At 59.4% G+C, this 24,309-nt stretch carries 32 protein-coding genes; 13 read left to right on the top strand and 19 right to left on the bottom strand.

Going from position 1 to position 24,309, the window contains the following annotated elements; translation table 11 throughout:
- Nucleotide 1: 1 nt before the first annotated feature.
- From petA to zapE, 4 genes are all read right to left on the bottom strand, one after another.
- The gene (petA, locus tag BN1134_RS04390; RefSeq protein ID WP_042045442.1) at nucleotides 2–592 is read right to left on the bottom strand and encodes a ubiquinol-cytochrome c reductase iron-sulfur subunit; all 591 of its coding nucleotides are present in this window, start codon (nucleotides 590–592) and stop codon (nucleotides 2–4) included.
- 296 nt (nucleotides 593–888) lie between these two features.
- Nucleotides 889–1,281: a 30S ribosomal protein S9 gene (rpsI, locus tag BN1134_RS04385; RefSeq protein WP_042045441.1), complete on the bottom strand. Its 393-nt coding sequence runs from the start codon at nucleotides 1,279–1,281 to the stop codon at nucleotides 889–891.
- A gap of 15 nt (nucleotides 1,282–1,296) precedes the next feature.
- Nucleotides 1,297–1,725, bottom strand: coding sequence for a 50S ribosomal protein L13 (gene rplM / locus BN1134_RS04380; RefSeq protein WP_042045440.1), 429 nt, complete (start codon nucleotides 1,723–1,725; stop codon nucleotides 1,297–1,299).
- 268 nt (nucleotides 1,726–1,993) lie between these two features.
- Nucleotides 1,994–3,085 (bottom strand): cell division protein ZapE, encoded by a 1,092-nt coding sequence (gene zapE / locus BN1134_RS04375; protein ID WP_042045439.1) that lies wholly within the window; start codon nucleotides 3,083–3,085, stop codon nucleotides 1,994–1,996.
- Between the two features lie 137 nt (nucleotides 3,086–3,222).
- Here zapE and BN1134_RS04370 point away from each other — a divergent pair, with 137 nt between their 5' ends.
- The 3 genes from BN1134_RS04370 (at nucleotide 3,223) to degS (ending at nucleotide 6,237) form a co-directional block, all read left to right on the top strand.
- Nucleotides 3,223–3,603: a Z-ring associated ZapG family protein gene (locus BN1134_RS04370; protein WP_042045438.1), complete on the top strand. Its 381-nt coding sequence runs from the start codon at nucleotides 3,223–3,225 to the stop codon at nucleotides 3,601–3,603.
- A gap of 74 nt (nucleotides 3,604–3,677) precedes the next feature.
- A complete protein-coding gene (locus BN1134_RS04365) occupies nucleotides 3,678–5,051 on the top strand; it encodes a Do family serine endopeptidase (protein ID WP_042045437.1) in 1,374 nt (457 codons plus the stop codon).
- Nucleotides 5,052–5,151: 100 nt separating this feature from the next.
- A complete protein-coding gene (gene degS / locus BN1134_RS04360; RefSeq protein WP_042045436.1) occupies nucleotides 5,152–6,237 on the top strand; it encodes an outer membrane-stress sensor serine endopeptidase DegS in 1,086 nt (361 codons plus the stop codon).
- Nucleotides 6,238–6,294: 57 nt separating this feature from the next.
- Here the strand turns inward: degS and npr are convergent, their stop codons facing one another.
- Genes npr through BN1134_RS04310 form a run of 10 tightly spaced genes read right to left on the bottom strand, consistent with a single transcriptional unit; the run spans nucleotide 6,295 to nucleotide 13,074 of the window.
- Entirely contained in the window at nucleotides 6,295–6,567 is a 273-nt protein-coding gene (gene npr, locus BN1134_RS04355; RefSeq protein WP_042045435.1) for a PTS phosphocarrier protein NPr, read from the bottom strand.
- Nucleotides 6,564–7,430 carry an RNase adapter RapZ gene (rapZ, locus tag BN1134_RS04350; RefSeq protein ID WP_042045434.1) on the bottom strand — a complete coding sequence of 289 codons (867 nt, stop codon included), beginning with the start codon at nucleotides 7,428–7,430 and terminating at the stop codon, nucleotides 6,564–6,566. The genes npr and rapZ overlap by 4 nt, the downstream gene beginning before the upstream one ends.
- Nucleotides 7,431–7,477: 47 nt before the next feature.
- Nucleotides 7,478–7,924 (bottom strand): PTS IIA-like nitrogen regulatory protein PtsN, encoded by a 447-nt coding sequence (gene ptsN, locus BN1134_RS04345; protein ID WP_042045433.1) that lies wholly within the window; start codon nucleotides 7,922–7,924, stop codon nucleotides 7,478–7,480.
- Nucleotide 7,925: 1 nt separating this feature from the next.
- A complete protein-coding gene (hpf, locus tag BN1134_RS04340) occupies nucleotides 7,926–8,213 on the bottom strand; it encodes a ribosome hibernation promoting factor (protein WP_042045432.1) in 288 nt (95 codons plus the stop codon).
- A gap of 21 nt (nucleotides 8,214–8,234) precedes the next feature.
- On the bottom strand, nucleotides 8,235–9,674 hold the full coding sequence (locus BN1134_RS04335; protein ID WP_042045431.1) for an RNA polymerase factor sigma-54: 1,440 nt from the start codon (nucleotides 9,672–9,674) through the stop codon (nucleotides 8,235–8,237).
- Between the two features lie 53 nt (nucleotides 9,675–9,727).
- Nucleotides 9,728–10,453 (bottom strand): LPS export ABC transporter ATP-binding protein, encoded by a 726-nt coding sequence (lptB, locus tag BN1134_RS04330; protein WP_042045430.1) that lies wholly within the window; start codon nucleotides 10,451–10,453, stop codon nucleotides 9,728–9,730.
- A gap of 6 nt (nucleotides 10,454–10,459) precedes the next feature.
- Complete coding sequence (gene lptA / locus BN1134_RS04325) at nucleotides 10,460–10,981, bottom strand: lipopolysaccharide transport periplasmic protein LptA (RefSeq protein ID WP_042045429.1); 522 nt, start codon at nucleotides 10,979–10,981, stop codon at nucleotides 10,460–10,462.
- The gene (lptC, locus tag BN1134_RS04320; protein ID WP_042045428.1) at nucleotides 10,968–11,528 is read right to left on the bottom strand and encodes an LPS export ABC transporter periplasmic protein LptC; all 561 of its coding nucleotides are present in this window, start codon (nucleotides 11,526–11,528) and stop codon (nucleotides 10,968–10,970) included. The genes lptA and lptC overlap by 14 nt, the downstream gene beginning before the upstream one ends.
- Nucleotides 11,525–12,079 (bottom strand): 3-deoxy-manno-octulosonate-8-phosphatase KdsC, encoded by a 555-nt coding sequence (kdsC, locus tag BN1134_RS04315; protein WP_042045426.1) that lies wholly within the window; start codon nucleotides 12,077–12,079, stop codon nucleotides 11,525–11,527. The genes lptC and kdsC overlap by 4 nt, the downstream gene beginning before the upstream one ends.
- Nucleotides 12,079–13,074 carry a KpsF/GutQ family sugar-phosphate isomerase gene (locus BN1134_RS04310; protein ID WP_042045425.1) on the bottom strand — a complete coding sequence of 332 codons (996 nt, stop codon included), beginning with the start codon at nucleotides 13,072–13,074 and terminating at the stop codon, nucleotides 12,079–12,081. The genes kdsC and BN1134_RS04310 overlap by 1 nt, the downstream gene beginning before the upstream one ends.
- Before the next feature lie 209 nt (nucleotides 13,075–13,283).
- On the opposite strand from BN1134_RS04310, the gene mlaF reads away from it, so the two are divergent.
- Genes mlaF through murA form a run of 7 tightly spaced genes read left to right on the top strand, consistent with a single transcriptional unit; the run spans nucleotide 13,284 to nucleotide 17,790 of the window.
- On the top strand, nucleotides 13,284–14,084 hold the full coding sequence (gene mlaF / locus BN1134_RS04305) for a phospholipid ABC transporter ATP-binding protein MlaF (protein ID WP_042045424.1): 801 nt from the start codon (nucleotides 13,284–13,286) through the stop codon (nucleotides 14,082–14,084).
- A complete protein-coding gene (gene mlaE, locus BN1134_RS04300; protein ID WP_042045423.1) occupies nucleotides 14,084–14,863 on the top strand; it encodes a lipid asymmetry maintenance ABC transporter permease subunit MlaE in 780 nt (259 codons plus the stop codon). The genes mlaF and mlaE overlap by 1 nt, the downstream gene beginning before the upstream one ends.
- A gap of 7 nt (nucleotides 14,864–14,870) precedes the next feature.
- Entirely contained in the window at nucleotides 14,871–15,359 is a 489-nt protein-coding gene (gene mlaD, locus BN1134_RS04295) for an outer membrane lipid asymmetry maintenance protein MlaD (RefSeq protein ID WP_042045422.1), read from the top strand.
- A gap of 5 nt (nucleotides 15,360–15,364) precedes the next feature.
- Complete coding sequence (gene mlaC / locus BN1134_RS04290) at nucleotides 15,365–15,997, top strand: phospholipid-binding protein MlaC (protein ID WP_042045421.1); 633 nt, start codon at nucleotides 15,365–15,367, stop codon at nucleotides 15,995–15,997.
- Nucleotides 15,994–16,254 (top strand): STAS domain-containing protein, encoded by a 261-nt coding sequence (locus BN1134_RS04285; protein WP_042045420.1) that lies wholly within the window; start codon nucleotides 15,994–15,996, stop codon nucleotides 16,252–16,254. Before mlaC ends, BN1134_RS04285 begins: the two co-directional genes overlap by 4 nt.
- Nucleotides 16,255–16,256: 2 nt before the next feature.
- Nucleotides 16,257–16,514, top strand: coding sequence for a BolA family iron metabolism protein IbaG (ibaG, locus tag BN1134_RS04280; RefSeq protein WP_042045419.1), 258 nt, complete (start codon nucleotides 16,257–16,259; stop codon nucleotides 16,512–16,514).
- Between the two features lie 19 nt (nucleotides 16,515–16,533).
- Nucleotides 16,534–17,790 carry a UDP-N-acetylglucosamine 1-carboxyvinyltransferase gene (gene murA, locus BN1134_RS04275; protein ID WP_042045418.1) on the top strand — a complete coding sequence of 419 codons (1,257 nt, stop codon included), beginning with the start codon at nucleotides 16,534–16,536 and terminating at the stop codon, nucleotides 17,788–17,790.
- A 60-nt stretch (nucleotides 17,791–17,850) separates the two neighbouring features.
- Here murA and pmbA read toward each other — a convergent pair whose 3' ends face one another.
- Nucleotides 17,851–19,194, bottom strand: coding sequence for a metalloprotease PmbA (pmbA, locus tag BN1134_RS04270; protein ID WP_042045417.1), 1,344 nt, complete (start codon nucleotides 19,192–19,194; stop codon nucleotides 17,851–17,853).
- 114 nt (nucleotides 19,195–19,308) lie between these two features.
- Between pmbA and yjgA the strand changes: the two genes are divergently transcribed.
- A complete protein-coding gene (yjgA, locus tag BN1134_RS04265; RefSeq protein ID WP_042045416.1) occupies nucleotides 19,309–19,839 on the top strand; it encodes a ribosome biogenesis factor YjgA in 531 nt (176 codons plus the stop codon).
- A gap of 62 nt (nucleotides 19,840–19,901) precedes the next feature.
- Here yjgA and BN1134_RS04260 read toward each other — a convergent pair whose 3' ends face one another.
- The gene (locus BN1134_RS04260; RefSeq protein ID WP_042045415.1) at nucleotides 19,902–20,564 is read right to left on the bottom strand and encodes a Dph6-related ATP pyrophosphatase; all 663 of its coding nucleotides are present in this window, start codon (nucleotides 20,562–20,564) and stop codon (nucleotides 19,902–19,904) included.
- A gap of 142 nt (nucleotides 20,565–20,706) precedes the next feature.
- Between BN1134_RS04260 and BN1134_RS04255 the strand changes: the two genes are divergently transcribed.
- Nucleotides 20,707–22,002: an MFS transporter gene (locus BN1134_RS04255; RefSeq protein WP_084214705.1), complete on the top strand. Its 1,296-nt coding sequence runs from the start codon at nucleotides 20,707–20,709 to the stop codon at nucleotides 22,000–22,002.
- Between the two features lie 94 nt (nucleotides 22,003–22,096).
- The gene (locus BN1134_RS04250; RefSeq protein WP_042045413.1) at nucleotides 22,097–22,657 is read left to right on the top strand and encodes a gamma carbonic anhydrase family protein; all 561 of its coding nucleotides are present in this window, start codon (nucleotides 22,097–22,099) and stop codon (nucleotides 22,655–22,657) included.
- Nucleotides 22,658–22,705: 48 nt separating this feature from the next.
- On the opposite strand, the gene BN1134_RS04245 is transcribed toward BN1134_RS04250, so the two are convergent.
- The 3 genes from BN1134_RS04245 to rpsR form a co-directional block, all read right to left on the bottom strand.
- A complete protein-coding gene (locus tag BN1134_RS04245) occupies nucleotides 22,706–23,449 on the bottom strand; it encodes a ferredoxin--NADP reductase (RefSeq protein ID WP_042045412.1) in 744 nt (247 codons plus the stop codon).
- Nucleotides 23,450–23,549: 100 nt separating this feature from the next.
- Nucleotides 23,550–23,999 carry a 50S ribosomal protein L9 gene (rplI, locus tag BN1134_RS04240; protein WP_042045411.1) on the bottom strand — a complete coding sequence of 150 codons (450 nt, stop codon included), beginning with the start codon at nucleotides 23,997–23,999 and terminating at the stop codon, nucleotides 23,550–23,552.
- 52 nt (nucleotides 24,000–24,051) lie between these two features.
- Nucleotides 24,052–24,282: a 30S ribosomal protein S18 gene (rpsR, locus tag BN1134_RS04235; RefSeq protein ID WP_005308890.1), complete on the bottom strand. Its 231-nt coding sequence runs from the start codon at nucleotides 24,280–24,282 to the stop codon at nucleotides 24,052–24,054.
- Nucleotides 24,283–24,309 lie beyond the last annotated feature (27 nt).

Below are 24,309 nucleotides of genomic sequence, written 5' to 3'. Positions count from 1 at the left end.
ATCAGGCCTCCTTGCCGTCGGCACCCACCAAAATGGTGGTATCACTAAGGTATTGATAGGGTGGGATCACCAGATTGAGCGGGGCTGGCACCCCCTGAAAAACGCGGCCCGCCATATCAAACTTGGAACCATGACAGGGGCAGAAGAAGCCGGATGTCACCCCTTCCACCTGCTCAGCAAAGCTATCTGGCAGGTAGTTGGGCGAACAACCGAGATGGGTACACAACCCTACCGCGACAAAAATTTCTGGCTTGATGGAGCGATATTCGTTCTTGGCATACTCAGGTTGCTGCGGCTCATCCGATTGGGGATCTCTCAGTTTGCCATCATGGGCGGGCAATGAATCCAGCGTCATTTTAGAGCGGTTGACCACCCAAACCGGTTTACCACGCCACTCCACCCGGATGAGCTGACCCGGCTCAAGCTTGCTGATGTCGACCTCCACCGGAGCCCCCGCCGCCTTGGCCTTGGCGCTCGGATTCCATGACTTGATGAAGGGCACAGCAGTGAATGCCGCCCCAACCCCACCAACCGCAATGGTTGACCAGGTCAGAAATCTACGGCGGCCGTGATCAACAGGCGCATTGCTCATCCAGAACCTCTCCCATGTGGACTCCGCTCATTCTTATCGTTTCCCTGCATCCGACTCTCAGTGACCATAGTAACAGGAGCACGGGTTATAATTGTCACAGAAAAATCGAGGAAATATTAAGGAAAAGATAACAAGCTGACAAGAATGGTTAACTGACACGAAAGCGATAGAGAAGGGATTTTGTGCCTTTTGTGACATAGGGTTGGATTTTCCACCCACATGCCTTCACACATAAAAAAAGCCTGGCTTGCGCCAGGCTTTTTGAAACCCAATAAGGGTTCGCATACCAAAGCGAATTAACGCTTGGAGTATTGCGGACGCTTACGAGCTTTGTGCAGACCGACCTTCTTACGCTCAACCTTACGGGCATCGCGAGTAACAAAGCCAGCTTTACGCAGTTCAGAGCGCAGAGTCTCGTCATACTGCATCAGAGCACGAGTGATACCGTGGCGGATCGCGCCAGCTTGACCGGAGATGCCACCACCGTTAACGGTGATGTACAGATCCAGCTTTTCGGTCATCTCAACCAGTTCCAGCGGCTGACGAACGACCATGCGGGCGGTCGGACGGCCGAAGTACTGCTCCAGAGAGCGCTGGTTGATTACGATCTTACCGCTGCCTGCCTTGAGGAATACGCGAGCAGTGGAGCTTTTGCGACGGCCGGTACCGTAGTATTGATTTTCTGCCATGTTGCCAGTTCCCGATTAGATATCCAGTACTTGAGGTTGCTGAGCAGCGTGGTTGTGCTCGGCGCCAGCGTAAACTTTCAGCTTACGGAACATGGCACGGCCCAGCGGGCCCTTCGGCAGCATGCCTTTGACAGCAGCTTCGATTACCATTTCCGGCTTACGCTGAATCAGCTTGTCAAAGCTGATCGACTTGATACCACCCGGGAAACCGGAGTGAGCATGATACATCTTGTCGGTAGTCTTATTACCGGTTACACGTACCTTCTCAGCATTGATAACGATGATGTAATCACCGGTGTCAACGTGCGGAGTGTACTCGGCTTTGTGCTTACCGCGCAGACGGGCAGCGATCTCAGTGGCGATACGACCCAGAGTCTTGCCTTCTGCGTCAACAACGTACCAGTCACGTTTTACGGTTTCTGGCTTGGCAACGAAAGTTTTCATTAAGTTAAACCCAATTACCTGTTACAGACCCAATTGCTTGCGGGGGCTCGCCCACAAACAACAAACGATAGCCTACCTGTACCCCTTCGAATACAAGTAAGACCTTAAAGAGTGCAGTCTTATCGACTGCTTGTAACGTGGGCCGGGCGATTATAAGTGAAGTTGCCTTAAATATCACCCATCAATTTCACTGCCCATGACATTGATGAATCTCGCCCGGCCCTACCTGCCGCAGATGCCCATCCAACTGGCAGGCGCGGTATTGTGACTAAGGAAGGTGCACTCTGGCAAGGTATTCGTGCGATTGCATCTCCCGCAACCGGGACAGGCAGCGTGCAAACTCGAAATTGAGCAGCCCATGACCGTAAAGCTGGCTCATCGGAACCGCAGCCGAAATGATCAGTTTGACGTGACGCTCGTAGAACTCATCGACCATGGCGATGAAGCGGCGTGCAGCATCATCCATCCCCGCCCCCATGGGTTGCACCTTGGCCAGCAACACGGTGTGGTAGCAGCGGGAGAGCTCGATATAGTCACTCTGGGAGCGAGGGGTGCAGCACATCTGCTCAAAATCGATCCAAAGCACCCCATCGTGGGCACCCTCAATCCTGACTTCACGCCCCTGCACCGCGAGCACACCGGCCATCGGCTCAGCACCGCTCAGTTGGCGAAAGCAGAGTGTCAGATTCTGCACGGCCTGCTCATCGAGGGGGGAGTGATAGATCTCAGCCTGCTCCAGGGTACGCAACCGATAGTCGGTGCCACCATCCACATTGAGGACATGGCAATGCCGCTCGATAAGCTCAATGGCGGGCAGGAAACGGGCCCGTTGCAGACCATTGCGATAAAGATCGGCGGGCGGGATGTTCGAGGTGGCCACCAATACCACTCCTCGCGCAAACAGGGCTTGGAACAGGGTACCAAGCAGCATGGCGTCGGTGATGTCAGAGACAAAAAACTCATCGAAACAGATGATGTCCGCTTCCTGAGCCAAGGTATCGGCGACGTTCTGCAGCGGGTCAGCCACCCCGGACAACCCCTTCAACTCGGCATGGATGCGCAACATAAAACGGTGGAAGTGCATGCGCAGCTTGCGCTCTTCAGGCAGGCAATCGAAGAAGAGATCCATCAGCCAGGTTTTGCCTCGCCCGACTCCTCCCCACATGTAGAGCCCCTTCACCCCCTCGACCGGCGCCGCTCTGCGTAGCCGCTGCCACCAAGGTCGCGAGCTGGTCGGAGTCGGTCTCCGGCGTAAATCCTGATAGAGTCGTTCCAGTTCAACCACGGCGGCCGCTTGAGCCGGGTCGGCCACAAAACCGGAAGCCTGTAGCCCCTGTTGGTACTTCTGTTGCGGAGTCATTTCCTATCTGCTTCCAAGTCCCTGAATCCGGGACAAAATGGTACCACGCCCCCGAGTGGCACGGTATAGTGCCCGAGAGGGAGTATGGTCCCAAAGCCGTGGTCTCCCGTTTGAATTGGTCGTAAAAAGGAGCGTCTATGAGTCTGATAAGTGCTATTGGTTTGGCCGTTGTAGCCCTGGTTCTGGGTATCGTACTGGGACGCCTCAGCGTGAAGAGTCGCGATGCCGGTCGTTTGGAGCAGGATCTGAAGAAGGCCCGCCAAGAACTGGAGCAGTATCAGGGTCAGATCAGCACTCACTTTGCCGACAGCGCCGCCTTGATGGAACAGATGGCCGAGCAGTACCAAACCCTGTACCGTCACATGGCCGAGCAAAGCAAGTCGCTGGCCAAGGATAGCGAGAATCCGTTCAAGGCTCTGCCCGAAGAGGCTGGCGCCGACCCGGTCAAGGAACCTGACTTCCCTCCGCGCGACTACGCCGGTTCATCTGGCCTTCTCAAGCAATCCGGCCAGGGGTAAATGAACTAATTGCCCTCGGCCGTGGTCTGACATTGTCGTACAGCATTGTTTTTCCTAACGGGAGCAGTCTCTTTATGCGTAAATCTCTCTCTTTGCTCAGCGTGGTGGCCTTAAGCGTTGGAATGGCCCTCTCCGCTGCCCCCGCTCAAGCCGCCCTGCCTTCTCTGTTTGGCGGAAGTGACAGCGCCAGCAGTGAAATGCCCAGCTTGGCGCCGATGATCGAGCAGGTCACCCCGGCGGTGGTCAACATCTCCGTTTCCGGCAAGAAGATCACCCGCCAACGCCTGCCCGAGCCCTTCCGCTTCTTCTTCGGCCCCGACATGCCGAGCGAACAGGTACAGGAGCAACCCTTCCAGGCCCTCGGCTCCGGCGTCATCATCGACACCAAGAAGGGCTATGTGATCACCAACGCCCACGTGGTGCACGAAGCCGACGAGATCAAAGTCAGCCTGAAGGACGGGCGCGAGTTCACCGCCAAGAAGATTGGTGAGGACAAGCAGTCCGATATCGCCCTGCTGCAGATCAAGGCCGACAACTTGGTACAGATCCAGATGGCCGACTCCGACAAGCTGCGGGTCGGTGACTACGCCCTCGCTATCGGCAACCCGTTTGGTCTTGGCCAGACAGTGACCTCGGGTATCGTCTCGGCGCTCGGGCGCAGCGGCCTGAATATCGAGAACTTCGAGAACTTTATCCAGACCGATGCCGCCATCAACTCCGGCAACTCGGGTGGTGCCCTCATCAACCTCAAGGGGGAGCTGATCGGCATCAACACCGCCATTCTGGGGCCAAATGGTGGCAACATCGGCATCGGCTTCGCTATCCCCTCCAACATGGTGCGCGACCTGACCGATCAGATCGTCAAATTCGGCGAAGTCCGCCGTGGCCAACTGGGGATCCAGGGGACCGAACTGACCTCCGATATCGCCAAGACCTTCGGCTATGACAAACAGTACGGTGCCTTCGTCAATCAGGTGATGCCGGGCTCTGCCGCCGAGAAAGCCGGGATTAAGGCCGGTGACATCATCGTCAGCATCGATGGTAAGGAGATCCGCTCGTTCGGTGAATTGCGCGCCAAGATCGCCACCATGGGGGCCGGCAAACAGGTCAAACTCGGCTTGATCCGCGATGGCAAGGAGCAAGTTGCCGCCGTCACCCTGAAACAGGCTGATGACAGCGACGTACGTGCCGATGTGCTGCACCCGGCACTGGATGGCGCCAAACTGAGCAACGTCAGCGAACCGGTCACCGGTGTCGAGGTGAGCGATATCAATCCGCGCTCCGCCGCTGCCGCATCCGGCTTGCAGAAGGGAGACATCATTATCGGTGTCAACCGGGTACGAGTGAACAACCTGAGCGAACTCGGTAAGGTACTCAAACCGAAGAGCGATGTGCTGGCACTCAACATCCAGCGCGGCGATGCCTCTCTCTATCTGGTCATCCGCTGATCGGTATGCTGTTGAAATCAAGCCGCGGGAGATACCCGCGGCTTATTTTTAAGCATAGATAATGCTATCCTCAGCCGGCGACGGTTCGGATGAGACGCAGATGAAAATCCCCCCTACTCTCAGTTACTTGAGTAAGGCTATTGGCTTTGGCCTAGCCATGGCAGCCATCCTGCTGCTGTTTTTTCCCGCTCTGCGTGGCGGCGCCCCCATGTCTATCAGCTCAACTCGGGACATGAGTTTCTCCTATGCTGCGCATCGCGCCGGCCCTGCCGTCGTCAATATCTATACCCGCAGCTTCACCTCGCGCAATAACCAGTCAGAGCTGACCCCTCAGGGGCTAGGCTCCGGCGTCATCATGAGCGAGCGGGGCCACATCCTCACTAACTACCACGTGATTGCCGAGGCCGACCAGATCATCGTCGCCTTGCAGGATGGGCGTATCTTCACCGCCGAGCTGGTCGGTACTGACAAGCTGACCGACCTGGCCGTCCTCTACATCGAGGCAGACAGCCTGCCTGTGATCCCACAAAATCCGGAGAATCAACCCGAGGTGGGCGATATCGTGCTCGCCATCGGCAACCCCTACAACGTGGGGCAGACCATCACTCAGGGTATCATCAGTGCGACGGGGCGGATCGGCCTATCCAGCATGGGGCCGGAGAGCAACGGGCGCCAAGATCTGCTGCAAACCGACGCCGCCATCAATGAGGGCAACTCGGGGGGGGCGCTGGTCAATGCCCGTGGCGATCTGGTCGGCATCAACACCGCCGCCTACCACATCAACGGCAATCAGGAGAGCTACGGCATCAGCTTCGCCATTCCCTATAAACTGGCCAAGCGCATCATGGACGAGCTGATCACCCACGGTCGGGTCATCCGTGGTTACCTCGGCATATCCAGTATCGAGATCAACCCCATCATTGCCCGCATGATGAATCTCGGTGACCTGAGTGGTCTGGTGGTCGAAAACCTAGACCCCAATGGCCCGGCCACCAAGGCCGGGATGCTGCGTGGGGATGTGCTGCTCAAGATCAACGGCGAGGCGATCAAGGGGATCCGCAATGCCATGGATCGGATTGTCGAAACCCGCCCCGGCAGCAAACTGACCTTCACCATAGTCCGTGACGGCAAGAGCCTGGATCTGCCCGTCGTCATAGAAGAAGACCTGCGCTACCCCCAGAAGTGAAACCAAAAAGTCAGGCCGGCATAATGCCGGCCTGACGTTGTCACCTCGGAGCGAGTCTTACTCTTCATCAAATCCGCTGGCAAACAGTGCGATGACCGCCTCCAACGCCGGCTCCGCCTCCGGGCCTTCAACCAGCACCTCGATATTGCCCCCCTGCGCCGACTCCAGCATCAACATGGCGATGATGCTGTTAGCTTCCGCCTCGACACCGGCCTCATTGCGCAGCAGCACCTGGGCGTCAAACTTCTGCACCAGCTCAAAGAGCATGATCGCAGGCCTGGCATGCATTCCCAGCTTGTTTCTGACCTCGACCGAGGCGTGCAGCGTCATGCCCCCTCCTTGCTCTTGTCGAGGGTGCGGTGGCGGATCTGCACATTCTTGCCCAGAGCACGGAAAGAGGAGGCTAGCTGCTCGGCGATGAACACCGAACGATGCTGACCGCCGGTACAACCGATCCCGACCGTCAGATAGCTGCGATTATTACGCTCCAGATGAGGGAGCCAGGTCGCCAGCATGTTCTCGATCTGCAAGGTGAACTGCATCACGTCGGGTTGGCTGGCGAGGTAACGGGCAACCGGCTCATCCTTGCCCGTGTAAGGCTTGAGCTCGGGGATCCAGTGCGGGTTCGGCAAAAAACGGGCATCAAAGACGAAGTCAGCATCCTTCGGGATCCCGTATTTGAAACCAAACGACTCGAACACCAGTACTAGCTCATTCTCTTTCTTGCCGAGCACCCGGGTCTTGATGAGCTCGCTCAAGTCGTGAATGCTGAGGCTGGTCGTATCAATGCGCAGATCTGCGGTCGAGGAGAGCGGAGCCAGCAGGTGGGTCTCCTTGCGGATCGCTTCATCCAGTGAGAGGTGATCACGCGACAGGGGGTGCAGACGGCGACTCTCGCCATAGCGCTTGAGCAAAGTGGTGTTTTCGGCATCAAAGAAGAAGCTGATGTACTCTACCCGCCCATCGCCACGCACCTGTTGCAACAGGTTCTCCAGCTTGTCTGTGGTAGCAGGCAAATTGCGCACATCGATACTGACGGCGAGCCGGTCGTATTGCCCCTGCACTGCCACTATCAACTGTGGCAACAGATTGACGGGCAAGTTGTCGACACAGTAGTAGCCAAGATCCTCCAGCACCCGCAGAGCCACGGTCTTGCCAGAGCCGGAACGCCCACTGACGACGATGAGTTGCATACTTTCCTCCTCAGAATGCAGGTGGTGAAACGGCGACCAACCAGGGATCAGGCCGAAATCATGATCTGGTAGAGTTCTTCATCACTGCCCGCTTGGCGCAACTGGCGGCAAATCGCCTTATCACCAAGCCGGGAGGCCATCAAGGAAAGGGTCTTCAGGTGCTGCTTGCACTCGCTCTCGGGTACCAGCAGGGCAAACAGGAGATCGACAGGCTGGTTGTCAACCGAGTCAAAGGGAATGGGCTCTGCGAAGGTCATCAACACGGCGGTCGGCGGGAACTCGTCATCAATACGGCCGTGCGGGATTGCGATACCGGCACCGATGCCGGTACTTCCCATCTTTTCACGGGCCAGCAGGCACTCAAAAAGAGCCTGTCGGGAGGTGCCGAGGTGATCGGCGGCCAGCTCGCTGATGAGTTCCAGAGCGCGCTTCTTACTACTACAAGGGACTGCACTCTTGGTACAGTCCCTGCTCAATATGTGTTCCAGTTGCATGTTATTTTTGCTGTAGCTTGTCTTTGTGTTTGATGATCTGCCGATCCAGCTTATCGATCAAGGTATCGATGGCTGCATACATATCGGCATGTTCGGAATTAGCGAAAACCTCGCCCCCGTTGACGTGCAGCTTGGCTTCGGCAATCTGCTTGAGTTTTTCAACGTTAAGAACCACATGGACGTTATTGATATGGTCGAAATGGCGCTCCAGCCGGGCAAACTTGCCGGTGACATAATCACGCAATGCTTCAGTGATCTCTACATGGTGTCCAGTCAGGTTGATTTGCATAACGTCTTCCTTATGTTGTGCCTACACCAGGCGCTTGCGCTGATTAGATGGTGGGATCATGAGGGACTCGCGATATTTGGCGATGGTCCGTCTTGCCACCATGATCCCCTGCTCCGCTAACAGATCGGTGATCTTGCTGTCACTGAGCGGCTTAGCAGGGTTTTCGGCCGTCACCAGCTTCTTGATCAAAGCCCTGATGGCGGTCGATGAACACTCTCCTCCCCCTTCGGTGTTGACGTGGCTCGAGAAGAAATACTTGAGCTCGAAAATACCGCGTGGGGTATGCATATATTTTTGGGTCGTCACCCGCGAGATGGTCGACTCATGCATCTCGACCGCCTCGGCAATATCGTTGAGTACCATGGGCTTCATCGCCTCTTCACCGTACTCAAAAAAACCTTGTTGCTGTTCCACGATACAACTTGCCACTTTGAGCAGAGTATCGTTGCGGCTCTCCAGGCTCTTGATAAACCAGCGAGCTTCTTGCAGGTGAGAGCGAATGAACTGGGTATCGGAGCTGTTGCGGGCACTTCGCGCCATGGCCGCATAGGTCTCGTTGACCCGGATGCGCGGGGCGCTGTCCGGATTAAGCTCGACCACCCATTTGCTCCCCTTCTTCACTACGGACACATCTGGGATCACGTACTGGGAATCCCCCTGCACCACGCTGTTACCAGGGCGAGGCTCCAGCTGCTGGATCAGATCCAGCACCTCCTTGAGATCGCTCTCCTTGAGGCGGGTCTTGCGGGCCAGCGTCCGGTAGTCCCTGGCACCCAGCAGATCCATATGATGGGTGACCACCTCGATGGCTTCTTTGAGCCAGGGCAGGTCAGGGGCAAACTGACCCAGCTGGATCAACAAGCACTCTTGCACAGAACGGGCGGCCACCCCAACCGGGTCAAAACGCTGTACTCGCTTGAGCACCGCTTCCACCTCGTCCATCTCCACATCGTACTCATCCGAGCTGACTGCCGTATGAATATCCTCAAGGGAGACGGTCAGGTAGCCGGACTCATCCACTGCGTCGATAATTGCCAGCGCAATGGCGGCATCCACATCAGAAAACGGGGTTAATCGCATCTGCCACAGCAGATAATCCTGCAAGCTTTCGGTGGTTTCTCCCTGGTAGACGGAATCTTCACCATCGAAACTGGGGGCGGCGAGCTGCGCCGTTCCGGCCGAGTAGATCTCATCCCACGTCGTATCGACCGGCAACTCATCGGGCATTTGTTCCTGTGACATGGCCTCTGAAGAGTCCATCTGGCTGTTATCAGAGGCACTGTCGAGGGAGGTGACATCAGGTTCGACTTCTTCCTGCTCCAGCAAGGGGTTACTCTCAAGGGCTTGCTGGATTTCCTGCTGAAGTTCCAGGGTGGAGAGCTGGAGCAGACGAATTGCTTGTTGTAGTTGTGGCGTCATGGTCAACTGCTGACCCAGACGCAACTGCAGTGTCGGCTTCATCTATGTTGGAATATCCTTATTGTTCAGCGCTCGGGCCCGGGGCTTCCCCCTTACTATAGACTGAATTGATCACCCAGATAGACCCGCTTGACCTGCTCATCCGCCAGGATCTCACCCGGTGTTCCCTCCGCTATCATCTTGCCGTGACTGACGATATAGGCCTTCTCACACACATCCAGAGTCTCTCTGACATTGTGGTCGGTGATCAAGACACCCAAGCCGCGATCCTTGAGGTGCTGGATGATCTTCTTGATATCAATCACAGAAATCGGATCCACGCCGGCAAAGGGCTCATCAAGCAGAATGAAACGAGGATCGGCCGCCAGCGCACGGGCGATCTCCACCCGGCGACGCTCACCACCGGAGAGGCTCTGACCCAGGCTATCGCGGATATGGGTGATGTTGAACTCCTCAAGCAGTTGCTCAACATTCTCCTCCCGCTGCGCACGGGTCAACTCCTTACGGGTTTCCATCACCCCCATCAGATTGTCAAACACCGACAGACGGCGAAAGATGGAGGCTTCCTGCGGCAGATAACCGATGCCGTTACGTGCTCGTTCGTGCATGGGTTGGGTGCTGATGTCGCGCTCATCAATGGTGATGCAGCCTTCATCCCGCTGTACCAGCCCCACTATCATGTAAAAAGAGGTGGTCTTACCGGCGCCGTTCGGGCCAAGCAACCCGACGATCTGGCCGGTTCCCACTTCGAGGCTCACTTCGCTGACAACCTGACGCCCCTTGTAGCTCTTTTGCAGGCCAACTGCTTTCAATACCGCCATCTGTGATTACTCCTTCTTGCCGTCGGTTGGCTTGTCGAAGCTTTCCACCTGATCCGGCAGGAAGACCGTCTTGACCCTGGAATTATGCTGATTGCTCTCTGCCACCATCTTCTGTTTGACGATGTCGTACCGTATCACATCACCGTTGATCTGGCTGTCTTCCTGCTTGAGCTGGCCATTTCCTGTGATGGTCACCAGGCGCTTCTTAAGCTCGTAGCGGATGGTGTCGCCATGGGCGTTGACCGGCTTACCGTTATCGAGGATCTGAAAGAAGGTGGCGGGCTTGCCGTAGGCGGTCATCACCTCAGAGCCTTTCTCACCACTGCGCACCACCACCACCTTATCGGCTTTGATCTTGATGGTGCCCTGATTGATGGTCACATCCTGATTGAAGGTGAGGCGGTTATCCTGCAACTCGGCGGTCTGAGTCACCGCATCCACATAGACCGGCTCGGAGAAGTCGGACTGCTTGGCCTGCAAAGCGCCACAGCAGAGCAGGGCAGCCAGGGCCAGGTTAGCGTTTTTCATTGAAATAGATCGCATGACTCTGTTCCAGTAATTCAAAGTAACGGGTATTCAGGTTGCCGCGCAGGCCGACCCCCTGAGTCTGGAAGGAGGGGCCAACCACCAGAACCTGCTTGTTGCTGCGCACGTCCTGGTTGGTCAGATCCAACTCCATGTATTCGGTATCCAAGGTTTTGACAAAACTGTCCGGCAGCAGACCATCGGCATGCACTTCATTACGCAGCACGGCGCTGTCATTGGCATTCCATACCCCTTCCTTGGCTTTCACTCGCCACTCGGGAACACCGCTTTCGTTGTAAAGGGTCAGCTCGGGTTGCTGCAAGTTGGCCATCTCAATGGCCCGGAAATACTCAGCGTAACGGGAAGTCAAACGCTCGGTCAGCCGCCCCTGCTTGTCATATTGACGTGTCACCACATCGTGTACGACAAAATCGGGTTGGAAATGCTCCTTCTTGGGACCAGCCAGCTCATCGGGTTTACGGTCGAGCACCCGCCAACAGGCTAATGCCACAATAAACAGGACGGCAAACATCAGGGTCTGGCGATTCATGTCGATGTCTCCTGGCCAGCATCCAGCAGCCCCTTGGCCTGCAGGATAAGATCACAGACTTCACGCACAGCGCCAAAGCCTCCTTGGATACGGGTCACCATGGTGGCCTGACTGCGCACCAGCGGGTGGGCATCGGCGACGGCAATGCCAAGCCCGCAGGCCTGCATGACCGGTAGATCGATGGTGTCGTCCCCGATATAGGCCGCCTCGTCGGCCGAGAGCCCCAACTCGCCCAGCAGCCGCTCGAAGTGAGGCAGCTTCTCATCTGCCCCCTGCACCAGATGACGAACCCCCAGGCTGGTCATCCGATCGCTCACAATACGCGAAGAGCGCCCGGTGATGATGCCAATTTCGATGCCGGCGCGCATCAGTGCCTTCATGCCAGCACCATCACGGGTACAGAAGGTCTTGAACTCTTCCCCGTTGTTGCCCATGTAGATGAAGCCGTTGGAGAGCACGCCATCCACATCGCAGATCAGCAGCCGAATGCGAGCCGCCCGTTCGAACAGCTCGGCCGATACACTGCCATAAGGGGTCATTACCTCAGCCATCAGATCACCCTCGCCCGCAGCAGGTCATGCATGTTGAAGGCACCCAGTGGGCGGCGCTGGGCATCAACGACCAGCAAGCCATTAATCTTTCTTGTTTCCATCAGTTTGACCGCCTCGGCGGCCATCATCTCCGGCCCCACGGTAATGCCGTTTGCCGTCATGACCTGGCTGATGGAGGTGTGATGGATATCCACCTGCAGATCCAGAATGCGGCGCAAATCTCCGTCGGTGAAGATGCCGGCCAGAGTCCCGTCGGCCGCGACGATCCCGGTCATACCGAGCCCCTTGCGACTCACTTCCAGCAGCGCCTCGCTGATGCTGGCCTCATGGCTGACCAGAGGCAGCGCGTCGCCAGCATGCATGATATCACTGACTCGCAGCAGCAGACGCTTACCCAACGCGCCGCCGGGGTGGGAGAGCGCGAAGTCATCGGCAGTAAAGCCGCGCGCTTCGAGCAGGGCGACGGCCAGGGCATCCCCCATTACCAGGGTGGCGGTGGTGCTGGAGGTCGGCGCCAGTCCGAGCGGACAGGCCTCGCGCTCGACCCGGATGCACAGGTGCACGTTGGCCTCGCGTGCCATGGTCGACTCCGGCTTGCCGGTCATGCTGATGAGGGGGATGCCGCGGCGTTTGAGCACCGGCAACAGCGCCAGGATCTCGTCGCTCTCGCCCGAGTTAGAGATGGCGATGATGAGATCCCCCTCGGAGATCATGCCAAGATCCCCATGACTCGCCTCACCCGGGTGCAAGAAGAAGGCAGGCGTTCCGGTGCTGGCCAGGGTGGCCGCAATCTTGCTGCCGACGTGCCCCGACTTGCCCATTCCGGTCACGACTATCTTGCCGCCGCAATGCAGGATCATCTCGCAGGCGCGATCGAACGCCTCGTTCAGGTACTGGTGTAACCCGGCGATGGCCTGCTGCTCAATCTCCAGCACCTGGCTGGCACTGCGGCAAAAACGGGACATGACGGGCACCTTGGCACTGACATCAGACATGGTTAATGAGGCTCCGAAGAGATATATGAGGGGCGGGATTATAAAAAACTCTGCCAATATAAGCGAATCGGGCGCCCCTCGATACTTGTGGAGAGATTTAGCAACAGAAAACTGTCGCGCTCAGCCCCCCGACCAGTTGCTCAATAGTTGTTCCCGGTCGTTGCTTCGCTCTAGACTAGCCCCTAAAATTTGTCCCTTGTCACAACTGGATGGATCACGGCTTGAATCCCGACCTAATTACCATCAATAACCTCACCTTCAGCCATGGCGACCGCCTGCTCTATGACGGCATCAGCCTGCGCATACCGCGTGGCAAGGTGACGGCCATCATGGGGCCGAGCGGTATCGGCAAGACCACCATGCTGCGTCTCATCGGCGGCCAGATCAAACCAAGCAGTGGTGAAGTGCTGTTTGATGGCGAGAACGTACCGACCCTGTCACGCTCACGCCTCTATGAGCTGCGCAAGCGCATGAGCATGCTGTTCCAAAGTGGTGCGCTGTTTACCGGTATGACGGTATTTGACAACGTGGCCTTCCCGCTACGCGAACACTCCGGTCTGCCGGAGGAGCTGATCCATACCATCGTCATGATGAAGCTGGAGGCAGTCGGCTTGCGCGGCGCCGCCAACCTGATGCCCTCCCAGCTCTCCGGCGGCATGGCACGGCGCGCCGCACTGGCGCGCGCCATCGCCCTCGATCCGGATCTCATCATGTATGACGAGCCGTTTGTCGGACAGGACCCCATCACCATGGGAGTGCTGGTGAAGCTCATCCGCGATCTCAACGATGCGCTCGGCATCACCTCGGTCATCGTCACCCATGACGTCACCGAAGTGATGACCATCGCCGACTACGCCTACATCATCGCCAACCGCAAGGTGGTAGCCGAAGGGACTCCCGACCAGCTGCGTCGTGAGAATAACCCCGAGGTGGCGCAGTTCCTCAACGGCCTGCCGGATGGCCCTGTGCCGTTCCACTTCCCGGCCGGCGCACTGCTACAGGATCTCTGATGCTGATTGACTTCATCGGCCAAACCGGCCAGCGCGGCGTTCGCTTCATCACCTCGGTCGGACGGGCCAGCATCATGCTGTTCCACGCCCTGGCGGGCAAGCCGGCACCGCGCAAACACTTTCCGCTGCTGATCCAGCAGCTCTACGTGGTGGGCGTGCAATCGGTCGCCATCATTTTGGTCTCTGGCCTGTTCATCGGCATGGTGCTCTCGTTGCAGGGCTATAACGTGCTCAAGGACTTCGGCGCCGAAGGCAGCCTGGGCCCGCTGGTCTCTCTCTCGCTGCTGCGTGAGCTGGGTCCCGTGGTCACCGCCCTGCTGTTTGCCGGGCGGGCGGGCTCGGCACTGACCGCCGAGATCGGCCTGATGAAGGCCACCGAGCAGCTCTCCAGCCTCGAGATGATGGCCGTCGATCCCCTGCGCCGGGTGGTTGCCCCGCGCTTCTGGGCCGGCGTCATCAGCATGCCGCTGCTCGCCTTCATGTTCAGCCTGATCGGCATCTTTGGCGGCAAGCTGGTCGGGGTCGACTGGCTCGGCGTGGACGAAGGGGGCTTCTGGTCAGCAATGCAGGCCTCGGTCGACTGGCATGAGGACATCATGCAAGGCGCCATCAAGAGCCTGATCTTCGCCATGGTGGTCACCTGGATCGCCCTGTTTAACGGTTATGACGCCAAGCCGACCTCGGCTGGCATCAGCCAAGCTACAACCCGCACCGTGGTGCATTCGTCCCTGGCCGTGCTCGGCCTGGATTTCGTACTCACTGCAGTCATGTTCGGATAAGGTCAATATGAAATTCAGCAAAATAGAATTCCTGGTCGGCGCCTTTATGCTGGCCGGCATCGCCGCCATCCTGGCCCTGGCACTTCAGATCGCGGGGATCAGCTTCAAGAGTGAAGGGGAGACCTATACGATCTACGCCCATTTCGATAATATCGGCGGCCTGAAAGTGCGCTCCCCGGTCAAGGTCGGTGGCGTGGTCGTTGGCCGGGTCACCGATATCGGTCTCGATGCCAAGAGCCAGGTGCCCCTGGTCACCATGCAGATGCAAAAATCGGCCGGTGAGTTCTCCGATACCAGCACCCTCTCCATCCTGACCTCCGGCCTGCTCGGCGAACAGTATGTCGGCCTGGTGCCGGGCTTTACCGACGCCGAGATGGGGACGCAGGAGCTCAAGGATGGCGACACGCTGGAAGACACCAAATCGGCCATCGTACTCGAAGATCTGATCGGTAAATTCCTCTACAGCAAGTCCGACGACTCAACCGCTAAGGAGTAACAACAATGATGAAGAAAATTCTGCTGGCCGTCGGCATGATGGCCACCCTGCTGTTCTCCCTGACCGCTCGAGCCAGCTATCCTGCCGATCCCTACACCCTGGTTCAGGTGGCGGCCGACAAGACCTTTGCCCGTCTCAAGTCGGATCAGCCCCAGATCAAGGCCAGCCCGGATCACCTGCGGGTCATCATCCGTGAAGAGCTGCTGCCTTACATCGACAACCGTTTCGCGGCCTACAAGGTGCTCGGCAATCAGATCAAGCAGACCACCCCGGCCCAGCGCGACGCCTTCGTCAACGCCTTTACCGAGTACATGATCAGCTCCTACGCCGATGCCCTGGCCCACTACGACAAGCAGACGGTCAAGGTAGAGCAGCCCAAGGCGCTCGACGGAAAAGAGATCACCGCCGTCAACCTGAACGTGCTGGAAGCGGGCAAGCCGGACATCAACCTTGAGTTCAAGCTGCGCAAGAACAACAAGACCGGCGAGTGGAAAGCCTTCGACATGGTGGCCGAGGGGATCAGCCTGCTCTCCGCCAAGCAGAGCGAGTTAGGTGGCCTCATCCGCCAGAACGGCATCGACGCCGTCATCAAGCAGCTTGAAGATCACAACGCCAAGCCGCTGGTACTCAAGAAATGAAACTGAGCGGTAACCTGCAAGGGGAGCAGGTCAAGCGCCTGTGGGAGATCCGCCAGCAATGGTGGCAAGACGAGAGCATGGACTTGTGTGAAGTGCTCACCCTAGACTCCGCCGGTATCGCTCTCATGGTCAAGTGGGGCAAGGCGGTGCGCGAGCGCGGCGCCATCCCCCTGCTGACCTCGGTTCCCGATGATTTCACCAAGTTGGCCACCCTCTATGGCGTGGCCGACCTGTTTTCTATCGAATCCCAAGGATGACTATGCAAGTCTCTGAAATCGAAGCGCTGCTGCTGGCCGCACTGCCCCTGACCGAGGTGCACGTGAAGGGCGACGGCAGTCACTTCCAGGTGATTGCCGTCGGCGACATGTTCGACGGCATGAGCCGAGTCAAGAAACAACAGGCCATCTATGCCCCGCTGATGGACAAGATTGCCACCAACGCGATCCACGCGCTCTCCATCAAGGCCTTCACCCCGGCCGAGTGGAGCCGCGAACGCAAATTTTTGCTGCCCTCCTGATCAGGTAAAGAAAACGTAAATGGACAAATTCAAGATCACCGGCCCCTGCACTCTCTCCGGTGAAGTGACCATCTCCGGTGCCAAGAACGCCGCCCTGCCCATCCTGTTCGCCACCTTGCTGTGTGACGAAGAGGTACAACTCTCCAACGTGCCGCGCCTCAAAGACGTGGCCACGACGGTCAAGCTCCTGGAGATGCTGGGCGCCTCCACCAAGGTCAACGGTAACGTCACCGTGCTGACCGGGGCGGTCAACAACCACGTTGCCCCTTACGAGCTGGTGAAGACCATGCGCGCCTCGATCCTGGCGCTCGGCCCCCTGGCTGCCCGCTACGGCGCGGCCGACGTCTCCCTGCCCGGCGGCTGCGCCATCGGGGCGCGTCCGGTCAACCTGCACGTGCACGGCCTGGAGCTGATGGGTGCCAAGATCACCATCGAAGAGGGTTATATCAAGGCCCGCGTCGACGGTCGTCTCAAGGGCGCCCACATCCTGATGGACATGGTCTCCGTCACCGGTACCGAAAACCTGATGATGGCGGCCGTACTGGCCGATGGTCGCACCGTGATTGAGAACGCGGCCCGCGAGCCGGAAGTGGTCGATCTGGCTCACTTCCTCAACACCCTGGGCGCCAAGATCCAGGGGGCAGGCACCGACACCCTGACCATCGACGGGGTCGAGCGTCTGCATGGCGGCAGCTACCGCGTGCAGCCGGATCGCATCGAGACCGGCACCTTCCTGGTCGGCGCCGCCGTGACCGGTGGCAAGATTGTCTGCCGCAACACCGACCCGAGCCTGCTCGAGGCGGTGCTGGTCAAGCTGGAAGAGGCCGGTGCGCTGGTCGACAAGGGCGAAGACTGGATCAGCCTGGACATGACCGGCCGCACCCTCAAGCCGGTGACCATCAAGACCGCCCCCTACCCGGCCTTCCCGACCGACATGCAGGCCCAGTTCACCGTGCTCAACACGGTGGCCAAAGGCACCGGCATGCTGACCGAGACCATCTTCGAGAACCGCTTCATGCACGTGCCGGAGCTGGTGCGGATGGGTGCCGACATCGAGCTGCAGGGCAATGTGGCCATCTGCCGCGACGCCGAGCACCTCAAGGGTGCCCAGGTGATGGCGACCGATCTGCGCGCCTCCGCCAGCCTGGTGCTGGCCGGTTTCGTGGCCGAAGGCACCACCATCGTCGATCGCATCTATCACATCGACCGTGGCTACGAGAACATCGAGCAGAAGCTGCAAGGCCTTGGCGGCTGCATCGAGCGCATCAAGGAGTAATCCTGATCGCCCATAAAAAAACGGCGCCGCAAGGCGCCGTTTTTATTTGTCAGCCCGCACTCAGTGGCCGGCCAGCTTCATGTTCTCGATGAGCACAGAGCCGGTCTTGAGGCTGGAGCGCTCGTCGGCGTCGCTGCCCACCGCCACGATGTGGCGGTACATGTCGCTCAGGTTGCCGGCGATGGTGATCTCCTCGACCGGGTAGGCTATCTCCCCATTCTCGACCCAAAAGCCGGCAGCGCCGCGGGAGTAATCGCCGTTGACGATGTTGACCCCCTGCCCCATCAGCTCGGTCACCAGCAGGCCCGTGCCCATCTCCTTGAGCAGCGCCTGAAAATCCTGACCACTGTGGGAGACCTGCCAGTTGTGGATGCCGCCGGCATGCCCCGTGGAGGTGAGCCCCAGCTTGCGCGCCGAGTAGGAGGTGAGCAGCCAGGTCATCAGGCGGCCATCGCGGATAATGTCGAGATCGCGGGTGCGTACCCCTTCACCATCGAACGGCGCGCTGGCCAGCGCCCCCTTGAGGTGCGGGTGCTCGGTGATGGAGAGCCACTCGGGCAGGATGATCTCCCCACGCTTTTCTTGCAGGAAGCTCGACTTGCGATAGAGGTTGCCACCGCTGATCCCCATCACCAGATGGCCCCACAGGCCGGAGGCGGTGTCGGGGTGAAACAGCACGGGGGCCTGGCGGGTCTCAATTTTGCGTCCGCCAAGGCGGGAGACGGTGCGCTCCACCGCCTCGTCGGCGATGCGCTGCGGGCTCCACAGCCCCTCCATGCGGCGGTGGCAGCTCCAGCCGTAGTCGCGCTGCATGTCGCCATCCTGCTCGCCGATCAGCACGCAGCTCAAGGAGTGGCGCGATGCGGCGTAGCCCTTCACAAAGCCGTGGCTGTTGCCATACACCTTGACCCCGAGATGGCTGGTAAAGCCGGCGCCATCCGAATGCTTGATGCGCGGATCGCGTCCCAGGGCCAGTCGCTCGCACTCCAGCGCCAACGCCGTGCCCTCGGCCGGATCGAGCGAGACCGGATGACAGAGCTCGAGATCCGGTGCCTCCCAGGCGAGCAGCTCGGGATCGGCCAGACCCGCCGCCTCGTCGCGCGAGGTGTGGCGGGCAATCTCGATGGCGGCCTCGACACAGGCGCGGATGGCGCTGCGGCCGAGATCCGTGGTGGAAGAGGAGCCCTTGCAACCATCCCGATAGACGGCGATCCCCAAGGCTCCATCCTTGTTGAATTCAATGCTCTCCAGCTCGCCACCGCGGGTGTTGACCGACAGCCCGGTCTGCTTGCTGATGGACACCTCGGCCAGCGAGGCACCGAGCTCCTTGGCAATATCGAGGGCCTCGGCCACCGCGGCCTCGAGCTGGGCCTGCTCCTGACGGATTTGCGCTTGCTGATCCATACATCCAGTCTGATTGAGGGAAAGGGCCTAGCATAACAGAGCCCAGCAAAGGGCGGGAGAAGCTGGTAACATATCGGCCAACCCGTGCGAATAAAATCACAGGATCCGAGACCAATGAGTCATTTCAACGACGACCAGCACGACGAGTGGGAAGACTGGGGCCCCAGCAAGAGCCAGCTCAAGCGCGACGCCGAAGCGTTGCAGACAATGGGTGAGGAGATAGTCGACCTCAAGCCGAGCGAGCTGGAGAAGATCCCCCTCGACGAAGAGCTGGCTGACGCCGTGTCCTTGGCCCACAAGCTCAAGCCCAAGAAGAACGAGGCCTACCGCCGCCACTTGCAGTTTATCGGCCGTCTGATGCGCAGCCGTGACGTGGAGCCCATCGCCGAGGCGCTCTCCATCATCAAAAACCGTCATGCCACCGCCAACGCCCGCCAGCACCGGCTGGAGCAGTGGCGCGAGCGCCTGATCGATGAAGGGGATGTCGCCATCAACGAGCTGCTCGGACAGTTCCACGAGCTCGATCGCCAGAAGCTGCGCCAGCTGCTGCGCTCGGTGCAAAAGGAGCGCGAGCACAACAAGCCGCCCGTCGCCTACCGCGAACTGTTCCAGTACCTGCGCAGCGAGATTGAAGATCTGCTGTAACCCAGGCTGGGACACACGAAAAGGGATGCCATCGGCATCCCTTTTTTTCTGGCCAGCCGCCATCACGCCGGGAGCAAGTCGGTGTAGAGAAACCCCTCCCGCTCCACCGTTTCGCCGGTGCGGCACATCACTGGGTGGAAAAACATGGGGCCATCCCAGGCGAAGGTATGAAACTCACCGTGCTCGCCACACGGGTCCACATCCTTGGGGAGCAGAGCCAGCAGATCGGCATCGAATGGGTGGCCAGCCACCTGGCGCGGCACCCGGGCCGGATCGCAGGCGCTCACGGTCGCCTTGAGACCGCCCGCCAGCATCTCGCCGACCAACACATCGGTCGGAATGCCCCACAGCGGAAAGAGCGGGGTGATGCCACACCCGGCTAGCTTCTCCTCCCGATAGCGGCGCACATCGGCGAGAAACAGATCGCCAAATGCGAAGTGATCGATCCCCATGGCATGGCAACGGGTGACGAACGCCCCCATGCGCGCCTCGTAATCGGCATTACTGCACGGCCACGGCAGCGGGATAAGGTGCAAAGGCAGCCCGATCGCCTCGGCCTGGGCATGCAGCAACGCATTGCGCACCCCGTGGATAGCCACTCGCTCGAACGCCTCGTTGGTGGTGGTAAACAGCCCCACCACCTCGATATCAGGCTGCTGACGCAGCCGGTGCAGCACCCAGGCGCTGTCTTTGCCACTGCTCCATGAGAGCAGAACCCTTCTCATCGACGACTCCTCACCCGGCCGGGAAACGCAAGACTGTGTTGCGGATTGCGCGATTTACAGCCGCTACCGGCGCATCTTACCCTCGACGCAGGGTGCCGCCCAGCACCACTCCATCAGGATGATAACCACAACAGGGACTGACATGAGCACACACACCCGCCCCCTCTCCCGGCAGGACTACAAGACGCTGGGGCTGGCCGCCCTCGGTGGCGCGCTGGAATTTTACGACTTCATCATCTTCGTCTTCTTCGCCGTGGTGATCGGTGAGCTGTTCTTCCCGCCCGATATCCCCGAGTGGCTGCGCCAGTTCCAGACCTTCGGCATCTTCGCCGCCGGCTACCTGGCGCGCCCGCTCGGCGGCATCATCATGGCCCACTTCGGTGATCTGGTCGGCCGCAAGCGGATGTTCACCTTGAGCATCATCCTGATGGCGTTGCCGACCCTGCTCATCGGCTTGCTGCCGACCCACGCCACCCTCGGCATCCTTGCCCCACTGCTGCTGCTGTTGCTGCGCATTCTGCAAGGGGCCGCCATCGGCGGCGAGGTGCCGGGCGCCTGGGTCTTCGTGGCTGAACACGTCCCCGCCAAACGGGTGGGGGTCGCCTGCGGCGTGCTGACCGGCGGCCTGACCGCCGGCATTCTGCTCGGCTCTCTGGTCGCCACCGCCATCAACAAGGGGATGAGCCCGAGCGAGGTGAGCCAATGGGGCTGGCGTCTGGCCTTCGTGCTCGGCGGGGTGTTCGGCATCTTCGCCATGTACCTGCGCCGCTGGCTGCACGAAACCCCGGTGTTTGCCGAGTTGCAGGCCAGCAAGACGCTGGCCGAGGAGCTGCCGCTGCGCACCGTGCTGCGCGAGCACAGGGGCAGTGTGGTCATCTCCATGCTGCTCACCTGGCTGCTCTCGGCCGGGATCGTGGTGGTGATCCTGATGACCCCGACCTACCTGCAAAAGGTGCATGCCATCGCCCCCGCCGATGCCCTGCAAGCCAACTCGCTGGCGATCCTGGCGCTCACCCTGGGCTGCATCGTCTATGGCCGCCTCTGCGACGCCATCGGCAGCGGCCGCACCTTCCTGCTCGGCTCGGTGCTGCTGGCCGCCACGGTCAACCTCTTCTATCGCGGTCTGCTCGGCGGTAGTGACGCCCTCTATGCCCACTACGCCCTGGCCGGCTTCGCCGTCGGACTAGTGGGGGCCGTCCCCCACGTCATGGTGCATGCCTTCCCGCCTGCGGTGCGCTTTAGCGGGCTGTCGTTCTCCTACAACGTCGCCTACGCCATTTTTGGTGGCCTCACCCCCATGTTGGTCACCCTGTGGATGAAAGAGGATGTGCTGGCCCCCTCCCACTATGTCACCGCCATCAGCGCCGTCGGCTTTGGTGTCGGTCTGCTGCTGTGGCTGCAACAGAGGAGGGCCGCCCGGATCGCGCAACCGGCCTAAGGCGTTGGCCAGACCAGTTTCGAGTTTCACCTGTTATCAAGGTGGCGTAAGCTGGCTGGCCTGCAAGGAGTGAATTTCAACCACGGGAAGCAGCATGATCCGCAAGAACCCCTCCGGCCACCTGCCGGTCATTCACGAATCCGCTTACATCGACAAGACCGCCATCATCTGCGGCAAGGTGATCATCCACGAGAACGTCTTCGTCGGCCCCTATGCGGTGATCCGTGCCGACGAGGTCGACGAACTCGGTGACATGGAGCCCATCGTCATCGGCGCCAACTCCAACATTCAGGATGGGGTGGTGATCCACTCAAAATCGGGCGCCGCCGTCACCATCGGCGAGTCCAGCTCCATCGCCCACCGCAGCATAGTGCATGGCCCCTGTAGCGTGGGGAACCGGGTCTTCATCGGTTTCAACAGCGTGCTCTTTAACTGCCACATCGGCGATGGCTGCGTGGTGCGCCACAACTCGGTGGTAGACGGCTGCGACCTGCCTCCCGAGTTCTACGTCCCTTCCACCACCCACATCAGCCAGCAGAGCGATCTCGAGCGCATTCCCAAGGTCACGGTCGATGCGACCGAGTTCTCGGAAGACGTGGTGCACGCCAATATCGATCTGGTGAAGGGCTACAAGGCGCTCTCCAACGAGTTCTGATCCTGCATTGACCCGCATTAAAGAGGGGGCCATGGGCCCCCTCTGTGTTTACCAATAGTTCTCGGCGCTGATCTGGCCTGGCTTGCGCCTGAGGTTCTTGACCAGCCCTCGCTCGAGCAGCACCCCTTGGGTGTCGCGCACCATCTCGGGGTTGCCGCAAATCATCACCTGGCTCTGGCTTGGGGTGATCCCAAGACCGACCCGCCGCTCCAGCGCACCGTTGCCGATCGCCGCCGGAATACGACCGGGCAGCGCGGTTTGCCACGGCTCGCGGCTGACCATGGGCACATAGTTGAAACGCTCCCCATAACGCTCGGCCAGTTGGCGCAGCAGCGGCTGGTAGGTCAGCTCGCGGCCAAAGCGCACCCCGTGCACCAGCACCAGGTTGTCAAAACGCATCGCCACCTCACCGTCGGCGAGGATCGAGAGAAACGGACCGATGGCGGTGCCGGTGGAGAGCATCCAGAGATCGCGTCCGGCGGGGATCTCGTCGAGGGTGAGAAAACCGGTCGGGTTGGCCGCGACCAGCACGGCATCGCCCGGTTGCAGGCTGCCGAGGCGAGGGGTCAGTTGCCCGTTTGGGATCTCGACGATATAGAACTCGTGCCAAGGCGCGCTGGGAGGATTGACGAACGAATAGGCGCGCTGCACCTTCTGCTCGCCGTCGACGAGGGCCAGCTTGGTGAATTGGCCAGCCTTGTAGGGGGGCAGGTTCGCTTGAACCCGCAATGAGAAGTGAGTATCGGTCCAGTCGGTGCGCTCAAGCACGCGGCCTTCCACCCAGTCAGCCATGGAACGCCTCCTCTGCGGTTGACGATCTCCACTCTACCCCGGCGGCAGGTAATAAAAAACCCGCGCATTGCGCGGGTTTTTTTACCAGATGAACTGTCGATTACTCGCCAGCAACAACCTGGATTTGTACGGTCGCCTTCACGTCAGCGTGCAGCTGAACGGAAACTTCGTACTCGCCGGTGGAACGCAGAACGTTGCCCATGCGAACTTCGCTCTTGGACACGGCTACGCCAGCAGCGGTGATGGCATCAGCCACGTCGCGGGTACCGATGGAGCCGAACAGCTTACCTTCGTCACCGGCCTTGGAGGCGATAACGACGGCAGCCAGTTCACCCAGCTTGGCAGCGCGCTCTTGAGCGGCAACCAGGGTGGCTTCCAGCTTGGCTTCCAGCTCGGCACGACGAGCGTCGAAAGAAGCGATGTTGGCCTTGGTCGCCATCACAGCCTTGCCTTGCGGGATCAGGAAGTTACGGGCAAAACCAGGCTTAACATTAACTTGGTCACCCAGACCGCCCAGCTTGGCGATCTTATCGAGCAGGATAACTTGCATTACCTTTCCTCTATAAATTTCGTTGAGTTAGGCGTAAGCGCCGGACCGATTCTTACTTGTTGTGCAGATCGGTGTACGGCAGCAGAGCCAGGTAACGGGCGCGCTTGATGGCGCGAGCCAGCTGACGCTGATACTTGGCACGGGTACCGGTGATACGGCTCGGTACGATCTTGCCAGATTCAGTGATGTAGTTCTTCAGGGTAACGATATCTTTGTAGTCGATCTCGGTTACGTTCTCGGCGGTGAAGCGGCAGAACTTGCGACGACGGAAATAACGTGCCATTGCCTTTATCCTCTAGTCTGTGATCCG

Origin of the sequence: Aeromonas simiae, assembly GCF_000820125.1 — a bacterium.
In the GTDB taxonomy this organism is placed as follows: domain Bacteria; phylum Pseudomonadota; class Gammaproteobacteria; order Enterobacterales; family Aeromonadaceae; genus Aeromonas; species Aeromonas simiae.
Note: the sequence above shows the minus strand (reverse complement) of the source record. Positions and strands in the feature narration are given on the sequence as shown.